We start from the raw sequence: 16,396 nt of genomic DNA on the forward strand, positions 1-16,396 counted from the left end.
GTAGCTGCCTGTGACAATAGCTCGGTGCCAGGACTATTTTTAAAAGCAAAAAGCCTCTTTCTAAAGAAGGAGGCTTTTGCTTTGATATTCTCTAGTCCTAAGCTATCCAATGCCAACGGGCAAAGTTAAGGGCGTAGTGTGCGACCAATAAAGCGAACCAAGGTAACATGGGGTATCCCCAATGGGGATGGTAGTAAAACGGCAAGCCAAGCGCAAGTGATAGCGACACGATAGTATAAGCGAAGCGGCAGATGGAACCGAGGCTCCAGAGGATACAATCAGTGCCAACGAGCAAAAGCCGTAGATCATAGTTCCAAATAAAGAGAACGGACACCAAGCCATCACAGCAGTTGCCCACTTTGCAGCACTAATGCCATAACGCTCTTCTGCCCAACGATACAAAAGTAAGAGTGCACCAAGGAACGCTAGGTTGTTTACAAGTGTACCCACTACTTCAAACGGTAAGCCCAGCATCATGATTCGGCAAACGATCAATCGAAAGAGGGGAAAGAACGCAATAGAATGCTGCTGTCCATCATTGGCATAGTCGTAGCCTACAGTGGCAATCTTCCGATACCACCTACCGTCCCAGTGTGAGAACAATCGACTATTAACTATTGACGCGCGATGGTGCCACTGTGAGTCTATCCAGAACTCAGTTGTGAAACCCTGCTCTGGCAAAGATGAGCCTTCCTAGCTATACCTTTATGGCATTAGTTGCGATTAGTGGTAAACGCTCATTCGCGAAATGTAACAAAGTAGTGCAACTACCCCCCACAAAAGTAGGGTTTGCACCTCCGCAAAGTCCATGCTGTCAAGTTACGTTAGAGAAGTGTCAAGCGAAGCAAAAAATTTAACGTAATTCTTTGAAAGGAAACCGGAAATTAATGATGAGTTTCACATTTTTTCAAACATAGTGAAACTATTTGGGGCAAAAGTATGGTTTCCCCCTGATGTCGGATTTCAACTAGAAGCCCTATTCCTTAGAAGGGGAGCAGGGCTTTTAAGTTATAGGTCTTTTAGTTAGCGTGAAAAAACAAATTTTTGCAGCAGGACTTGCTCTTTTATCTGCCATTATGGTTGCACTCGTAGCTCCAATGCAAAGCTCTAATACAGTACAAATTTCTCATCAAGTCAATCAACTTTACGTCTTTGGCGACAGTCTCTCGGATGTTGGCAATGTATTACAAGCCACGGGGGGAGCCTATCCCCCCAGCCCTCCCTACTTTCAAGGGCGTTATTCCAATGGTTCGGTTTGGGTGGAATACCTTGCCTCTAATCTGGGATTAACCCCGAAGCAAAACACCAACTTTGCCTATGGTGGTGCAACCACGGGAAGCGCCAGCATAAATGGAGTACCAGGTCTGTTAGCGCAAGTTCAGAGTTTTACAAAAGCCCACCGGGACATTAATCCGAATGCGCTTTATGTATTGTGGGGAGGTGCAAATGATTATCTTCACGGTGCGACCACGAATTCCACGCTGTCGAGCGAAAATTTATCGAGAGCGGTTCAGTTTCTCTCGAAAGCAGGCGCTAAAAAAATCTTGGTTGCTAACTTACCGGATTTGGGAAAACTTCCAAGCACAAACAATAGTTCTTATTCTAGTGCCCTCAGTTCTTTGACTGCCGCCCATAATCTCAGCTTGGCTAAGTCCTTGGATGTGCTCAAGCAGGAGTTAGGTTCTGACACTCAGATTATCGAACTAGATGTCTACTCCTTGTATCAACAAGCCATTACAGATCCAGCAAAATTTGGTCTCACGAATGTGACTAGCGCTTGTTTAAACAATGCTGCTAGCTGTAACAATCCAAACAAGTTTTTGTTTTGGGACGGCATTCATCCAACAACTGCAGCTCATCAAATATTAGCAAAAACAGCTCTAAAAGCGCTTAAGACGAAGCTTTCGCTTCCTCCTCGTTCGGAACTTTTGCGCTAACTTAGTGCTAGGTGTTGGGACGCTATAGGGGTTACCCTACGGTGAGCCCTGTTAAAACTACTGTTCTAATTTAGAGTATTTATTAATTTCCAAATAGTTCTCCCAGAAAGCTTTATTAGTAAGTTCAGGTAAGGTCTTTCTGTAGAGCTGCTTAAGAGTGGAAAAGTTAAAGAATATTTTGAAAGATATTGCTATTGTCTTCACAAAAACTCTAAAGAATTCCAATCGAGAAATTCTAACGACAAACCCTTCTTCATTGATTAAGTTATAATACAAAGCTTTTCTAGCTCTAAAAACATTAATAGCTCTGTAACCTTGTATCGGAACAACTCTATATCCCTTTTTAGCTAATTTATCATCTTTATGAAATAGTAAGTAAGGCAAAAGATGACCATTTAATGTGATTAATATTATCCCACGGTGCAGAATATTTTCTGTCTCACAAACGCTTTCCTCATACTTGCCATATACAAAAGGTAACTCTGGATTTTTTACAGCTTTCTCTCCCATGCTTAAAACTTCCAAGTTTTTCTTTTCAGGGTCAATTGCTTTCAAATAGTCAGGATCCTCTAGCATAACCGAGGCTGCTTGTAGAATAAAATTTGCACTTTTATATCTGTAAGAAAATGCTTCTATGAGACTAAAATTAAAAAATTTCTTGATTGCATCTACTTTCCTGAAGCTATCATAATATAGCAGAATTAAAATCATTTCGTTCTTTTTAGAGTAATAAATTGGTAGAGGAGAACATTTATTTTCAAATGACTCATCCCATACACATATTCCATTTAAATTTATAATTTTTAGCTTTAACCTTATAGGCAGTTCTATGTCATCTGCTCTTATAAAAAATGGATAGGGTAGACTAAAATGATCTATAATTTCTGTAGGAAAGCAAAATAGCCACCACCCATTGTAGTTAATGTGTTCCTCAACTTCGTTGAATAAAAGATTTTTTACAAGTCTTAGATCAAGGTCAGGCTTTACTCTGACAATTTCATTATCCCATATAGCCCCATTTTCATGCTGAATGTACTTACCATCTAGCTGTAACATACTATCACAAATACATAGGTTATTTTCATTAATAACCCTTTGAAAGTTGTAAATACGTTCAAATGCTTCTGGTGCTACAACAACATCATCATCCATAAATATAATATACTGAAAATAATTTTTTCTTTTTAAGACTTCTAAAATTCCTCTGGTGTACCCTCCACTTCCACCTGCATTTTTATTAGGTATTAAATGTATTATAGAACTCAATATGATTGAGCGCTTTGAATCTACCCGGAGATAGGGTATGTCCCACAATGAAAGAGTCTAGTACCACTGCGCGTTCGTCAAAAGTCAAAAGTCAAAAGTCAAAAAGCTGATTAGGTAGGCTATTCGCTGCTTTGGAATGGTAGCTTTATTTTCGCCGCGTTGTACTAGGCTTGTCTAAATACCTTGCTACCTTGATGTGGTAAGCAAATGACATCGATACCTGACACGTAAAAATATAAATTATGGATACCTTATTAAGCATTGGGATTGGCATTGCTTTGAGCGCCGCTTGTGGCTTTCGGGTGTTTGTACCACCGCTTGTCATGAGTATTGCCGCACTTTATGGACATTTGCAACTTGCACCGGAATTTGAGTGGATTGGAACTTATCCAGCGCTTTTTGCATTTGCTGTAGCGACTTGTATTGAGATTGCCGCTTATTACATTCCCTGGGTTGATCATGCCTTGGATATAGTCTCCACACCGACGGCGATCGCCATCGGCACTTTCATCACCAAAGCTTTGGTTCACGGCACAACTGACCCTTTGCTTGAATGGACAGTAGCAGTCATTGCTGGTGGTGGGGCTGCGGGTATTTTCCAAACCTTGACGGGAATGCTTCGCGTGTCTTCAACAGCACTAACCGGTGGAATTGGTAATCCTGTCGTTTCAACAATTGAAGCAGCCAGTTCGTTTATCTTATCGGTACTGGCTATCTTTGTGCCAATATTAGCTGTGGGATTGGTGGTAACTGGAGTCACCTTCTTGATTCAAAAGGTATTACAAAAAAGAGCGAATATAGGCGAGTCTTAGAAGGTGTTTATCAACTTTTTATTTTGAAGTAAAAATAAGTACAAATCATAACTTTTTCTTAATTTAAAAAAGCTAACAAACGAAAAATATGAGATTGATTGGTTTAAATAGTTGGTTACGACGCTCTCAAGAATTTGTTCTGCTGTTTGACTCAATTGCTGCCGCTAAAGACATTGCTTATATGCTTAACGCTCAGTGGGATGAGTGCAACGGTGTAGTGATGACCAAATGTGACCAGGTAGCTGTTCACACTGCCGCTAGCCTTATGGAAGCTTCATGGTGTTATCAAGGTGCTTCTGTCGCCGTTTTAACTAGATTGACAACTGATGAACTTCTGCGTCGTTATGCAATAGGAGAAAGGAATTTTAGCAATGCGAACTTGAGGTGTGCAGAGCTTTGCGAGCTTAGTTTAAATGAAATTAATCTAAGTTGGGCTAAATTGAGTTTGGCTAACCTCAGTGGGGCTAACCTAAAAAGAGCCAACTTAACAGCAGCAGATATGAGGGAAGCTAACCTACGTGACACAAACTTAAGTGAAACACACCTGGTTAGGGCTAACTTGGTATCAGCAAATTTGTCGGGTGCAGATTTAAGAGGGGCAAATTTGAGTCATTGTTGCTTGAATGATGCCAATTTAAGTGAAGCAGACTTAAGAGGTGCCAATCTGACGCAGGCAGACTTAAGAGGGGCTAACCTAATTGGAACGCTTTTTGATTAGGTGTGTAGACGCCCTCAGCAGAAAGCGTTCTGGAGGGCGTCTAGGATATCCCGACTCTCACCGATGCAGCCAAATCCCTCTAGGCTATTCTCCTGCCGGCTTCGTTCACTTCCTGTGGTGACACTGGTTCCACGAACCCAAAGTAGGCTGCGATCGCTGCCGTTACTGCATGAAACCAGACATTATTCCCAAAGATTGGGATGAGACCGAACATCGTGTTAGCGCCTGGAATCAAACCCAAAACAGCTAGCAATCCATAGGAAATTGCCACAATCTGTGCATATGACCGTGCAAACCCAAAGCTCCAAAAGGCCGCGATACCCAATGCCCCAACTGCTACTTTTATGAGGTTAAATATGACATTGGTTGGAAAAAGACCCAATTGGTAGCCATATCCAGCATCAACTTTGATTGCAGGTGCGTTGTTAGGTAGTGTCAGCAAATTTGGTACAAATCCTGATAGACCGAGGAGCAAAATGAAGATTCCCAAGATTAGAGCAAAGTAGCGCGTTCTCATACTAATACCCTCTGTTGATATAAGCTTGATTTTCTTCAACAAGTAACACTGTTGTTCTTCGGAGTTCCTCTCTCTAAGGAACAAGCTACTGTTAAATTTGCTCGTGTTAATGAATACGAAATATGCAATATCCAATAAGCAGTAAGTCCTTCTCGCGCTTTGCTGCTAATATCGCCAACGTGGAGTTAAATGTGGAAATGCCAAAAGTCACAGTTGCAATCGGACTGAGTGTCTTGGCTATCATTTTAGGTACTCTCATAAGTGGGGCGTATTTTGCCATGATTCAGATGCCAGGGGAAAGCTTCAGGGGTCAGTTGCCTGCACTGACTCAGAAAGAAACCACACTACGAGATGCCCTAAAACGAGATGTGGAAAAGCTTGCCAGTGAGATTGGACAACGTAACTACGTGTACTACAAAGGTTTGGAGGCTGCTGCTGATTTCCTCAAAGCTTCCTTTGCCTCTGCTGGGTACTCAGTCAGACAGCAGGGATACACAATAAACAACCAAACCTACTACAACCTTGAAGTTGAAATTCAAGGGTCAGAACGAGCAAACGAGATTGTGATTATCGGCGGTCATTATGACTCAGTGTCCTTTAGTCCGGGAGCAAACGATAATGGCACTGGTGCTGCAGCTACCCTAGAGCTTGCTCGTCTATTTGCTGGTAAAAAGCCTAAGCGAACCCTTCGCTTTGTCGAGTTTGTCAATGAAGAACCGCCCTTTTTCCAGACAGAAAATATGGGCAGTCTAGTGTATGCCAGACGTTGTAAACAGCGAAAAGAAAAAGTTGTTGCCATGCTTAGCTTGGAAACAATGGGCTATTACTCCGATGAGATTGGCAGCCAGAAATATCCCGCTCCTCTGAGTTCTATTTATCCGTTACAAGGAAATTACATTGGCTTTGTCGGCAATATCAATTCTGGAGGACTGGTTAGGGATGCGATCGCCTCCTTCCGCCGCCATACTCAATTTCCCTCTGAAGGTGCTGCTCTTGCTGGCGAGATTCCTGGCGTTGGCTGGTCAGATCATTGGTCATTCTGGCAGCAGGGCTATCCAGGCGTGATGGTTACAGATACCGCGCCTTTCCGCTATCCTTATTACCACAGCCAAGGAGATACTCCCGACAAAGTTGACTACGAGCGCTTGGCACGAGTCGTTGCTGGCTTGGAGCGTGTCATTGCCGAACTATCAGGACTCAACGAACAGAATCAGTGACATCCTCCCACACTAACCGCAAGCGGTATAGTGTGGGCTTCCAAGGCTTACGCTTTGGTTTTCCTGGTTGCTTTATGAGCGAGATTTCGCCACTTGCCTAGACTGACTTGCATCACCCCCCGGTAGATCGACTGCACAGGCTGTTTGGGTTCCCGTCTGCCCAACGGTACTAATGAGTTTGATTCCTCGATTTCTTATATTTTGACCGGCTGCCACGTCTGTATCTGTTGTATATCCACAGTGAGGGCAGCTATGAACTCTAACGCTCAGGTCTTTTTTAACCGAACCACCACATTCTGGGCATTCCTGAGAAGTCCCCGAAGCCGCAACTTCAGGGCATATTTTCCCACGTTTCCAGCAAACATACTTGACGATGGTTCTGAATTGCCCAAATCCAGCCGTGGCGCATATGCTTGCCAAACAACCCTTTGGCGCTAGTACGATAGTCTAGGTCTTCCATGAAAACCATGTCGCCAGTATCGCAAAGTGCGTGGGCTTGCTTGAAGTGAAAATCCTTCCTGGTGTTGTCAATTTTGTGATGTAGTCGAGCAACTTTTAGTCGTTGTTTTTCGTAATTCTTATAGCCCCCTGGACTGAGGAAAGCTCAAAATTGACCTGCGACTGACCTATCTACTCATAGAAAACCCGCAATGCATGGTTGCGGCGGGCGCGGTATTTTATACAAACAAACCAGCTACTTCGTCTAATACAACCGCGCCCGCCGCAAAGGCGCTCGCCTGCTTGAGTAATTTTCGTGAAACCCCGAACCCCCATTAGATAACGTGAAGCAAAAGCCCTCTCCAAACGGAAGGGGGCTTTTTGCTGTAATATCCTCTGTGTTGCTGAACGTTCAGGCTATGGAGTTGAGGGTTTGGGTGTTGGGGTTTGTCCAGGTGAGGTAGGAGATTGAGGATGGGAATTACCAAACGCGACAGACAAGCTGAGTGCGTAAGCCCAGATTTTAAGCCGTTGCGGAATCATAAATGCCCCAATATTCAATGTTGTGCTTCCTCAACACTGCTTCTGCAGGGTGAATCTCTTCATCAGAGCCGTCTACTACCACCATAAAATTCCCCTGATGAAGGCGATCGCTATAAACTCTAGCTCGTTCTTCGGGAATACCTAAATCAGCCAGCGCCTTCACCAAATTCTGAGTTGCTGCGGCTCCCACAGCCACACCGCCAACACTGCTGGCTAATGCTACACCAAGGGAACCTGCTGCTAACACGGCTCCTAACCCAGGAAGTGCCAGACTTGTCAGACCAACTAAAACGCTGCCCCAAGTAGCGGCTGTGAGAGTATCTCCAACGACTCCTGTGGCAGTATTTACATTTTCATCACCAACACGCGAGGTGACTTGGGCATTAGCAAGCTGTTCCCCCTGATCTACATCCTTGGCAATGATAGACACTTTTTCCATGGAAAAGCCTGAATCTTTCAATTCATTGAGTGCTTGCTCCGCAGCTTTACTGCTGCTAAATACTCCTACAGCGTGTTTTTGATTGCTTACAACCATATCTTCCTCATACTTGCAATGCAAGGTAAATGCATAATTTTTTGTCATTTCCATTACTATTTTTGGAATTTCACCTATATAATTCATCATTCTGTTGATTGACAAATTATGTGCGAACACTTCACAACTTCTCTATCTCAAGAGTCAGTTATTGTTAAATTATTAAGAATCGTTATCTACAAATTCATTGATTCAAAGCTACCTGAAAACTTAAAAGCTACTTTTCAAATTATTGCTTTCTACTGAATATTACTTAAAATATAATGTTTATGTAAAGATTATTAAAGAAGTATTGCTCTTACTTACGTTAGATGGGGAACTTAATTATTTCAGGTATTTTGGTAACCGAAAATACCCTCACATGAAGTTGAGCCATGAAAATTTAAGTGAATTTTTTGACAAATATACACATACCTATAACAGTAGTGTAGGTTGACCTAATAACTTTAACCCCATCTACCCTAACTACTGCCAATTCATTTTGACAGGTACAAACCAGGAACAGTTGAAAGTAAGATGCAAAACTCAATTTTGAAAGATGATCCCCTATGGTTTAAAAACGCCATTATTTACGAAGTGCCTGTTCGCGCCTTTGCAGACAGCAATGGTGATGGCATTGGCGACTTCCGAGGGCTGACAGAAAAACTAGATTACCTGCAAGACTTAGGTGTCACCGCCGTCTGGGTGCTGCCGTTTTTTCCTTCGCCACTGAAGGATGATGGATACGATATTGCAGATTACACCAGTGTTAACCCGATATACGGCACCTTAGAAGATTTTAAAGAGTTCTTGGAAGCTGCCCATCAGCGGGGCATTCGCGTCATTATTGAGTTAATTGTCAACCATACTTCTGACCAGCATCCTTGGTTTCAACGGGCACGCCGCGCACCCAAGGGGAGTAAAGAACGAGATTTCTATGTCTGGAGTGATACTCCAGAAAAATACCAAGAAGCGCGGATTATTTTCAAAGATTTTGAGACTTCAAACTGGGCTTGGGACCCAATCGCCAAAGCATATTACTGGCATCGCTTCTACTCCCATCAGCCAGATTTAAACTATGAGAATCCTGCAGTGCGGCAGGCGGTGTTCGATGTCCTCGATTTTTGGTTGGGGATGGGGGTAGATGGGTTGCGCCTAGATGCAGTGCCGTATCTGTACGAACGAGAGGGAACAAGCTGCGAAAACTTGCCAGAAACCCATGATTTCCTGAAGCTGCTACGATCGCACATTGATGCAAAATTCCCGAACCGGATGCTTCTAGCCGAGGCAAATCAATGGCCCGAGGATGCGGCACAATATTACGGGGCTGGGGATGAGTGTCACATGAACTATCATTTCCCGTTGATGCCGCGCTTGTTTATGTCATTGCGGATGGAAGATAACTTCCCGATCATTGATATTCTCAACCAAACTCCTGCCATTCCCGATAATTGTCAGTGGGGATTGTTTTTGCGTAACCACGATGAACTGACTTTGGAAATGGTCACGGATGAAGACCGAGACTATATGTATCGGGTCTATGCACAAGACCCTGTGATGAGAGTAAACTTGGGCATCCGCCGCAGGTTAGCGCCGCTTTTGGGAAATGATCGCCGTCAGATAGAATTGCTTAATGGTTTGCTGTTGTCTCTACCAGGAACGCCCGTGCTTTACTACGGGGATGAAATTGGCATGGGAGATAACGTGTATGTGGGCGATCGCAATGGTGTTCGCACGCCTATGCAGTGGAGTTCCGACCGTAACGCTGGTTTTAGTCGTGTCAACCCCCAAAGGTTGTATTTACCCGTGATTGTGGAATCAGAATACCACTATGAGGCAGTCAACGTTGAAGCACAACGGGCTAACCCCAATTCCCTGTGGTATTGGACAAAACGCCTGCTTGCCACTAGGAAGCGTTACGAGGCATTGGGTCGAGGCAGCTTTGAAATACTGCACCCAAAAAACCGCAAAGTTCTTGCCTTTACTCGCACCTATCAAGAGGAAACAATTTTAGTAGTCGCGAATTTGTCCCGGTTTGTGCAAACAGTCGAATTAGACTTATCAGCCCTCAAGGGACTTGTGCCAGTGGAAATTTTTGGTCAAATAGAGTTTCCACCCGTTGGGGATTCGTGCTACTTCCTCAGCCTGAGTCCCTATGGATTTTACTGGTTTGCTTTATCGCCTAAACTCAGCTTGACCCAGCCGCCTAAACCTCAATCCGAGTTGACAACGCTGGTAGTGAGCGGTCAGTGGCACAATGTTTTTAACCAGCGAGAAGTGAAAGCGACTCTGGAGTATATTCTGCAGGATTACCTGTATACCTGTAGCTGGTTCCGCAGCAAAACCCTGAGTGTTCAATCTACACAAATCACTGAGTCGGTTTTAATGTCCTACAAAGGCACAGAGGCTAAGGTGGTTTGGTTGCGGGTAGAGTACATCCAGGGAGACCCCGAAACTTACCTTTTGCTCTTAGCTTACGCAGAAGGTGAGCAAGCAAGCCAAATTTTAGCAGAATCCCCTCAAGCTGTGGTAGCTCGCCTTGAGGTTCAAGGCAGAGAAGAAGTAGGGATTTTATTTGATGCCACAGCAGACAAGAACTTTCTCAATCTCCTGGTGGATGCAATTGTCCAGAATCGCTCCTACAAGGGGATGGCAGGAGAATTGATTGCGACTGCGACTGATTTATTCCCACAATTGAGCGGTGAGGACTCCTACCTTGAACCGACTGTCCTCCAGGGAGAACACAGGAATACTTCTATAATTTATGGAGAGCGCCTGTTTTTGAAAATACTTCGCAAAGTCGAGGAGGGGATGCACCCTGATTTAGAACTCCGGCGCTTCCTCAGTGAGAAAAAATTCTTAAAACACTATGCTCCCGTTGCTGGGGCGCTGGAGTACCGCAGCCTAACTAAAGCAGGAACTCAGCCTACCTTACCCATGACTATAGGAATACTGCAAGAATATATTCAAGATACCCGCATTGGCTGGGACTACACTCTCGATAGCTTGCAGGACTACTTTGAACTGGTGACGACACAGCAGGCAGATATTACTGAGGTACCCGTTCCCTCAGGTTCCCTGTTAGAGTTGCTGAAAGCTTTCAATGAGGTAAAAACGCAAACAGATCCAGACGCGAAGACAGAAAATTTCTCCGTGTCGGAAACTCCCCTTGTCCCCGAGTCGCTAGAATTAGCAAACCAAACCATCGGTTCCTACCTAGTCAGCGCCCAACTGTTGGGTCAAAGTACGGCAGAACTCCATATTGCCTTAGCTTCTGATCCAGAAAATCCCGACTTTGCCCCTGAACCGTTTTCATCCTTCTATCAGCGCTCGATTTACCAATACGCCCGTAACCTAACTGGTCAAACATTCCTTTTATTACAAGATAAACTCAATGGACTGCCATCAGACACTCAAGAACTAGCAAGGGCTGCCCTTGACCGCCAACAGGAAATTCTGGGTCGTTACCACTTACTCCTAAACCAAAAAATTACTGCCATGCGTACCCGCTATCATGGCGATTACCATCTGGGGCGAGTGTTATACACGGGCAAGGATTTCATCATCTTTGATTTTGAGGGCAGAGAGGGTCGCAGCTTGAGCGAACGGCGCATGAAGCGTTCTCCCCTTCGAGACGTGGCAGGAATGCTGTTATCGTTTGACTACGCTGCTAGCCAAGGGCTTCGCAGCGAACTAGAAAGAGGGATGATTCGCTCTGGGGAACTTCCCCTAGTAAAAGCTTGGAGTAGATTTTGGTCTGCCTGGGTGAGTGCGGCTTTCTTGAATAGTTATCTGGAAAGTGCTTCCAAAGATAGCTTCTTGCCAAAGACAACCGCAGAACTGCAAGTGCTTTTGGATGCCTTTGTTTTCGAGAAAGCCATTGCTGCATTAAGTTACGAACTCAACAACCGCCCGGATTTAGTGGATATTCCTCTGCAACAGATTTTGCAGTTGCTCTGAGCACATTAACAGGGGGTAGATGAGTAGGGGTGTAGGGATGAAAAATTTACTACACCCCATAGCCCACACCAACTGTAGCTGCTTCCCTAAAGATGACAGCTAAGAGTATCCATACTTACACGTTGGCTTAAAATCAAGCCTATTCCTCTGGGTTAAGTCAGTTTATGCCTGCGGTACAAGGTTGGATAAAACAATAGAAGTTATTCTACTTATTGACGGTAGTAATAAGAAAAATAACGAATTTTATAGAATCTAAAATTTTTGTTTGTGTAAGTACTCAATCATCAAATGATGATTGGTAAAAGCTGAGTTGAGCTAGCAGTTTTGAGTTTTGAATTTATTAACTAGATTAGCAGTCACGATTTTTAAGAATTTTATTACTCAGGGTCATACAATTATCTCTTTGTTTTAGTCATGCTTACTTAAGAAATTAGCTGATTAACTAAGGGGAATAGCGTTTTAAAAATCAAAAAATTGCCAATACTTGGAATGTTAAAGGAATCGCAACTATGAAGCTTTCTAATTTTGCAAAAAATGTTTGGGCTAGTGCCTTTGCTGTTAGTTTAGCCACTTTGTCTTTAACTGTGCCTGTTTCTGCCCAATCCGGTTCCGGTTCTGGTGGTGGCACAGGTACAGGTAGCACAGGCGCAGGTACTACAGGTACTACAGGTACAGGTAGCACAGGCACAGGTACTACAGGTACAGGTAGCACAGGTCTAGGCACAGGTACAGGTAGCACAGGCACGGGCACTACAGGTACGGGCACTACAGGTACAGGTAGCACAGGCACAGGCACCACAGGCACGGGCACTACAGGTACAGGTAGCACAGGTACAGACACCACAGGCACGGGCACTACAGGTACAGGTAGCACAGGTACAGACACCACAGGCACGGGCACTACAGGTACAGGTAGCACAGGTACAGACACCACAGGCACGGGCACTACAGGTACAGGTAGCACAGGCACAGACACCACAGGTACAGGTAGCGCAGGCACGACGGGCACTACAGGTACAGACACCACAGGAGGCGCAGGTACTGATACAACCACGGGTACCAGCACTACCACTACCACAGCCCCAACCACTTCTCAAGGAACTAGGGATGTAAGGGGCGATCGCGGTTTTGATTGGGGCTGGCTTGGCTTACTTGGTCTTGCAGGTCTTGCAGGTTTTGCGAAAAAACGCTCTGAACCCCAAGCATATCGCGATCCCAATGAAGAAGTAAGCCGTCCTGGCTCCACTAGATATTAAAGCGTCGCTTGCGGCAGGGGTTGGGTGAAACCATGACAAAACCGGACAACCTTCCCCCACGAGTACTCTTGAAGCACCCACAGATATCTGTGGTGGGGGCAAAAAAGGCGGTGATTCTCAATTATTTGTACTTGTTGACAAATAAACCCGCCTTTTTTGCCAAGGTTGTCCGGTTTTGTCTAGGAAAAATGTAGCGGCGCGGCGGCATTGCGCCCCTAAGGGTGTAGCGAGGGAAGGGGCGAAATAATTCACCTATAGCGGTTCTCTCTTCATTGCAATACACAAACGAACCCCACCCCTAACCCCTCCCCGCCAGCGGGGAGGGGAACTTTGGCGCAAGCCATTCATCGGGGTGGAGTCAAAGCGTACTGCATCCAAACGAGAAGCGCTATATATAAGTCGTATGTAAAAAGTGGGGTTTAAATCCCCATTTTTTACAGTAGGAGTGCCTGTTCCCTCTTTAATATTTTTCACCCAATTGGATGATACAGCTGGAGGATTTCGGGAATTGGTTTGTTAGGTGACTGTAGTTATTAAACATAGTTCAGAATTTTTAGACAATCACAATGAAACTACCACTTTTGACAACTGCTGTACTTGCCGCTACTCTCGGCTTAGTCACTCCTACACTCACTAACGCCGCAAACCCACCCGCACGTACTTATCAACCAGGATACTGGCAACCTGTGGCACGCGTGCAAAACCCCAACCAACCTGTACAAATCAAACTTGTGAATCAGACGGGATTGCCTCTACAATACGGTTTGACAAGCGGGAAAGGGGGAATTAGAGAGTTACCAGTAGGAGCGAGTGGTGTACTCAGTAATACTTCTCTTCCGGATTACCTTTTGGTTAATGCTTTACAGCCAAGGGTCAAACTCAGATACGATATTGCAGTGAATGGTAATGTCGCGACCGTTCAAGTTTACCAAGTTGAGGCAGGAGCTTCTGATATCACGCTTAACTTTGATCAAAGCGGGGCGATTTACGTTTATTAAATACTTGGAATATCAGTAACAGCAAAATCATCTGTTATCCGTCAGAATATCCCCTCCGGGAAGCGAGCTGCTTTGTATCCCGCTTCGGGGGCGCTTTGCGTTTACAGAAGTAAAAAGGGCTTAGTGTCTCGGCTTTTAGACAAGAGTGTTGTACTTCACGCACGAACAATGTGCTGTATGACTGATAAGTTGATATTTCTATGATATTTCTAACTGTGGGAGAAAAGTACTAGCAAGCAGGGCTGCTTGAGTGCGATCGCGCAGGTGCAACTGACTGAGAATACTCGTCACATGATTTCTAACTGTGCGATCTGAAATGTAAAGTGCATGGGCAATCTCGCGATTACTGAATCCCATTGCAATTAAACGCAGAACCTCTTTTTCTCTAGGGGACAGTTCCGCTAGTTCTGGTGGGATAGCTGAGTGTACTGAATCAGATATCTGAGGGGTTGTCAAAGCTTTTTCAAACAGTCCTGGTCCCATGTGGGTGTAGCCTTGATGTACGGCTCGAATGGCGATCGCCAACTCCTCAAGCGGGGTATGCTTCAAAAGATAACCTCTCGCTCCATAACGCATTGCCTGCGAAACGTATTCGTCATCATCAAATGTCGTCAGCACCAAAACGTGTATCTCTGCAAAACGCTGGCAAATCAGCCGAGTTGCTGCAACCCCATCCATCACAGGCATTCTGACATCCATCAACACCACATCTGGTTGCAATGGCGTTCCATAAAGCGCCTCCACGGCTTCAATTGCACCTTGACCGTTCTGGGCGTCTCCAACCACCTGGAAATCTGGTTTTGATTCCAGCAGGTTCTTGAGTCCCTGACGAATAATGATTTGGTCGTCTACCAGCAACAGACGAATCATAAGATTTTGGTTTTTGGATTTTAGATTTTTGTTGCTCTTTCAGAGTTGACTATACTAGAATCTATAATGGGTAATTCTACCTGAATTAGGCATCCCTTTCCTGCTTCGCTGATGATATGAAAGCTTCCTCCTAGTGCAGTCGCTCGTTCTCGCATTCCTTGAAGTCCGAACCCTGTGGTGTTTTGTTCTGGATAAAAGCCTCTGCCGTTGTCTTGCACAAGCAGGTGTAGCCTACGGTTCTGGGAGTGCAACTGTAGCGTAACCTGAGTCGCCTGGCTGTGTTTGGATATGTTGGTCAATGCTTCTTGCAGGATGCGATAGATAGCAGTACCCACCTCAGGAGTGACAGGATATGCAAGACTGATTTTGCAATCTGGTGTGAGGGTTGTCGAGCTGCTAAAGTCTCGGATCAGGTTATTAATTGCATTTTCTAGTGACTTTCCGCGCAACGGATCGGCTCTCAGTGTTGCTACAGAACGAGAGACTTCCTGCAATGCTTGGTATGCTAACTGTTTTGCTTGTTTCAAAAACTCTGTGGCTTTATCAACATTGGACGGCAACAATAGCAAAGCATTCTCTAGCTGGATAGTCTGGGCGGTTAGAGCGTGTCCTAGGGAGTCATGTATTTCACGGGCAATGCGGTTGCGCTCTTGTAGAGTTGCTTGGTTTTCAATTCGCAAAGCATACTGGCGTAGCTGCTCATGGGCAATTGCCAGTTCTTGCCGACTTCTGCGTTCTGATAGCACAGCATTAACCAACAGCAATACAAAAGTTAACGTCAAAGCAAAAGAAATCGCGTTGTTCAGTAGTAAATTGGCTGTATTAGTCGCAATTTGTTCCGCAAACGGTCTTTCCTGTCCTACATGCATTCTGAATAAAACAGTGGTTCGACTTCGCAAAAATACTATGTAGAGATATGATACGTATACTAGGCTTGCAACAATCAAGCGACCCTGTAACTTGAACATTTGGCAACTGCGAATGACCGCAATTAAACCAAGCAGGGGAGCAAAGCGAAGATGACTGTTTGTAAAAGCTGGCAGCAAAACAATCCCTAATTCCACTGCCGTGTACATAACTTTGTGACTGAAAGAGCTCCTTGGTAACCTTAAACCCATGACCCCAAACACGACAATACTCAGGACAGTCAACCACGGAGAAGCTTGGGATGGGTAGATGGGGGGAATTAAGAATCCTGCCAGGAGACTCATGCCCAATAACAGCCATTCCAGGTAAAGTAATAAGCGCAGGGAAGGGAGAGAACGCGACATCTGACTGTTCATCAGGAAACAAATATGGTGAAACTTTTAAGCTGCTTTCTACCGTATTTTATGTATGGTTTCGATACCA

At 44.7% G+C, this 16,396-nt stretch carries 14 protein-coding genes and 1 pseudogene; 7 read left to right on the plus strand and 8 right to left on the minus strand.

Going from position 1 to position 16,396, the window contains the following annotated elements:
- Positions 1–102: 102 nt before the first annotated feature.
- Positions 103–681 carry a hypothetical protein gene (locus AACT52_RS40605; RefSeq protein ID WP_073635768.1) on the minus strand — a complete coding sequence of 193 codons (579 nt, stop codon included), beginning with the start codon at positions 679–681 and terminating at the stop codon, positions 103–105.
- A 347-nt stretch (positions 682–1,028) separates the two neighbouring features.
- Between AACT52_RS40605 and AACT52_RS40610 the strand changes: the two genes are divergently transcribed.
- Positions 1,029–1,937 (plus strand): SGNH/GDSL hydrolase family protein, encoded by a 909-nt coding sequence (locus AACT52_RS40610; RefSeq protein ID WP_198941086.1) that lies wholly within the window; start codon positions 1,029–1,031, stop codon positions 1,935–1,937.
- Positions 1,938–1,994: 57 nt separating this feature from the next.
- On the opposite strand, the gene AACT52_RS40615 is transcribed toward AACT52_RS40610, so the two are convergent.
- A complete protein-coding gene (locus tag AACT52_RS40615; protein WP_073635769.1) occupies positions 1,995–3,203 on the minus strand; it encodes a glycosyltransferase in 1,209 nt (402 codons plus the stop codon).
- Between the two features lie 242 nt (positions 3,204–3,445).
- Here AACT52_RS40615 and AACT52_RS40620 point away from each other — a divergent pair, with 242 nt between their 5' ends.
- Both AACT52_RS40620 and AACT52_RS40625 read left to right on the plus strand, forming a co-directional pair.
- Positions 3,446–4,015: a DUF4126 domain-containing protein gene (locus AACT52_RS40620; protein ID WP_073635770.1), complete on the plus strand. Its 570-nt coding sequence runs from the start codon at positions 3,446–3,448 to the stop codon at positions 4,013–4,015.
- 88 nt (positions 4,016–4,103) lie between these two features.
- On the plus strand, positions 4,104–4,733 hold the full coding sequence (locus AACT52_RS40625; RefSeq protein ID WP_073635771.1) for a pentapeptide repeat-containing protein: 630 nt from the start codon (positions 4,104–4,106) through the stop codon (positions 4,731–4,733).
- A gap of 79 nt (positions 4,734–4,812) precedes the next feature.
- On the opposite strand, the gene AACT52_RS40630 is transcribed toward AACT52_RS40625, so the two are convergent.
- On the minus strand, positions 4,813–5,250 hold the full coding sequence (locus AACT52_RS40630; protein ID WP_073635772.1) for a DUF4383 domain-containing protein: 438 nt from the start codon (positions 5,248–5,250) through the stop codon (positions 4,813–4,815).
- Between the two features lie 122 nt (positions 5,251–5,372).
- Here AACT52_RS40630 and AACT52_RS40635 point away from each other — a divergent pair, with 122 nt between their 5' ends.
- Positions 5,373–6,467 carry a M28 family peptidase gene (locus AACT52_RS40635; protein WP_233154190.1) on the plus strand — a complete coding sequence of 365 codons (1,095 nt, stop codon included), beginning with the start codon at positions 5,373–5,375 and terminating at the stop codon, positions 6,465–6,467.
- 72 nt (positions 6,468–6,539) lie between these two features.
- On the opposite strand, the gene AACT52_RS40640 is transcribed toward AACT52_RS40635, so the two are convergent.
- From AACT52_RS40640 to AACT52_RS40650, 3 genes and pseudogenes are all read right to left on the minus strand, one after another.
- Entirely contained in the window at positions 6,540–6,887 is a 348-nt protein-coding gene (locus tag AACT52_RS40640; protein ID WP_233154191.1) for a transposase, read from the minus strand.
- A pseudogene (locus AACT52_RS40645) lies at positions 6,799–7,038 on the minus strand (hypothetical protein); the annotation flags it as partial. The pseudogene AACT52_RS40645 and the gene AACT52_RS40640, both read right to left, overlap by 89 nt.
- Positions 7,039–7,428: 390 nt before the next feature.
- Positions 7,429–7,983, minus strand: coding sequence for a general stress protein (locus AACT52_RS40650; RefSeq protein ID WP_073635789.1), 555 nt, complete (start codon positions 7,981–7,983; stop codon positions 7,429–7,431).
- A gap of 516 nt (positions 7,984–8,499) precedes the next feature.
- On the opposite strand from AACT52_RS40650, the gene treS reads away from it, so the two are divergent.
- The 3 genes from treS (at position 8,500) to AACT52_RS40665 (ending at position 14,176) form a co-directional block, all read left to right on the plus strand.
- Positions 8,500–11,922 carry a maltose alpha-D-glucosyltransferase gene (gene treS / locus AACT52_RS40655; RefSeq protein ID WP_073635773.1) on the plus strand — a complete coding sequence of 1,141 codons (3,423 nt, stop codon included), beginning with the start codon at positions 8,500–8,502 and terminating at the stop codon, positions 11,920–11,922.
- A 509-nt stretch (positions 11,923–12,431) separates the two neighbouring features.
- Positions 12,432–13,178 carry a WGxxGxxG-CTERM domain-containing protein gene (locus tag AACT52_RS40660; protein WP_073635774.1) on the plus strand — a complete coding sequence of 249 codons (747 nt, stop codon included), beginning with the start codon at positions 12,432–12,434 and terminating at the stop codon, positions 13,176–13,178.
- Positions 13,179–13,744: 566 nt separating this feature from the next.
- Complete coding sequence (locus AACT52_RS40665) at positions 13,745–14,176, plus strand: hypothetical protein (RefSeq protein WP_073635775.1); 432 nt, start codon at positions 13,745–13,747, stop codon at positions 14,174–14,176.
- 198 nt (positions 14,177–14,374) lie between these two features.
- Here the strand turns inward: AACT52_RS40665 and AACT52_RS40670 are convergent, their stop codons facing one another.
- Both AACT52_RS40670 and AACT52_RS40675 read right to left on the minus strand, forming a co-directional pair.
- The gene (locus AACT52_RS40670; RefSeq protein WP_073635776.1) at positions 14,375–15,046 is read right to left on the minus strand and encodes a response regulator transcription factor; all 672 of its coding nucleotides are present in this window, start codon (positions 15,044–15,046) and stop codon (positions 14,375–14,377) included.
- 20 nt (positions 15,047–15,066) lie between these two features.
- On the minus strand, positions 15,067–16,317 hold the full coding sequence (locus AACT52_RS40675) for a sensor histidine kinase (protein WP_083630769.1): 1,251 nt from the start codon (positions 16,315–16,317) through the stop codon (positions 15,067–15,069).
- Between the last annotated feature and the right edge of the window lie 79 nt (positions 16,318–16,396).

It is taken from the genome of Scytonema sp. HK-05 (assembly GCF_963872035.1).
Taxonomy (GTDB): domain Bacteria; phylum Cyanobacteriota; class Cyanobacteriia; order Cyanobacteriales; family Nostocaceae; genus Kalymmatonema.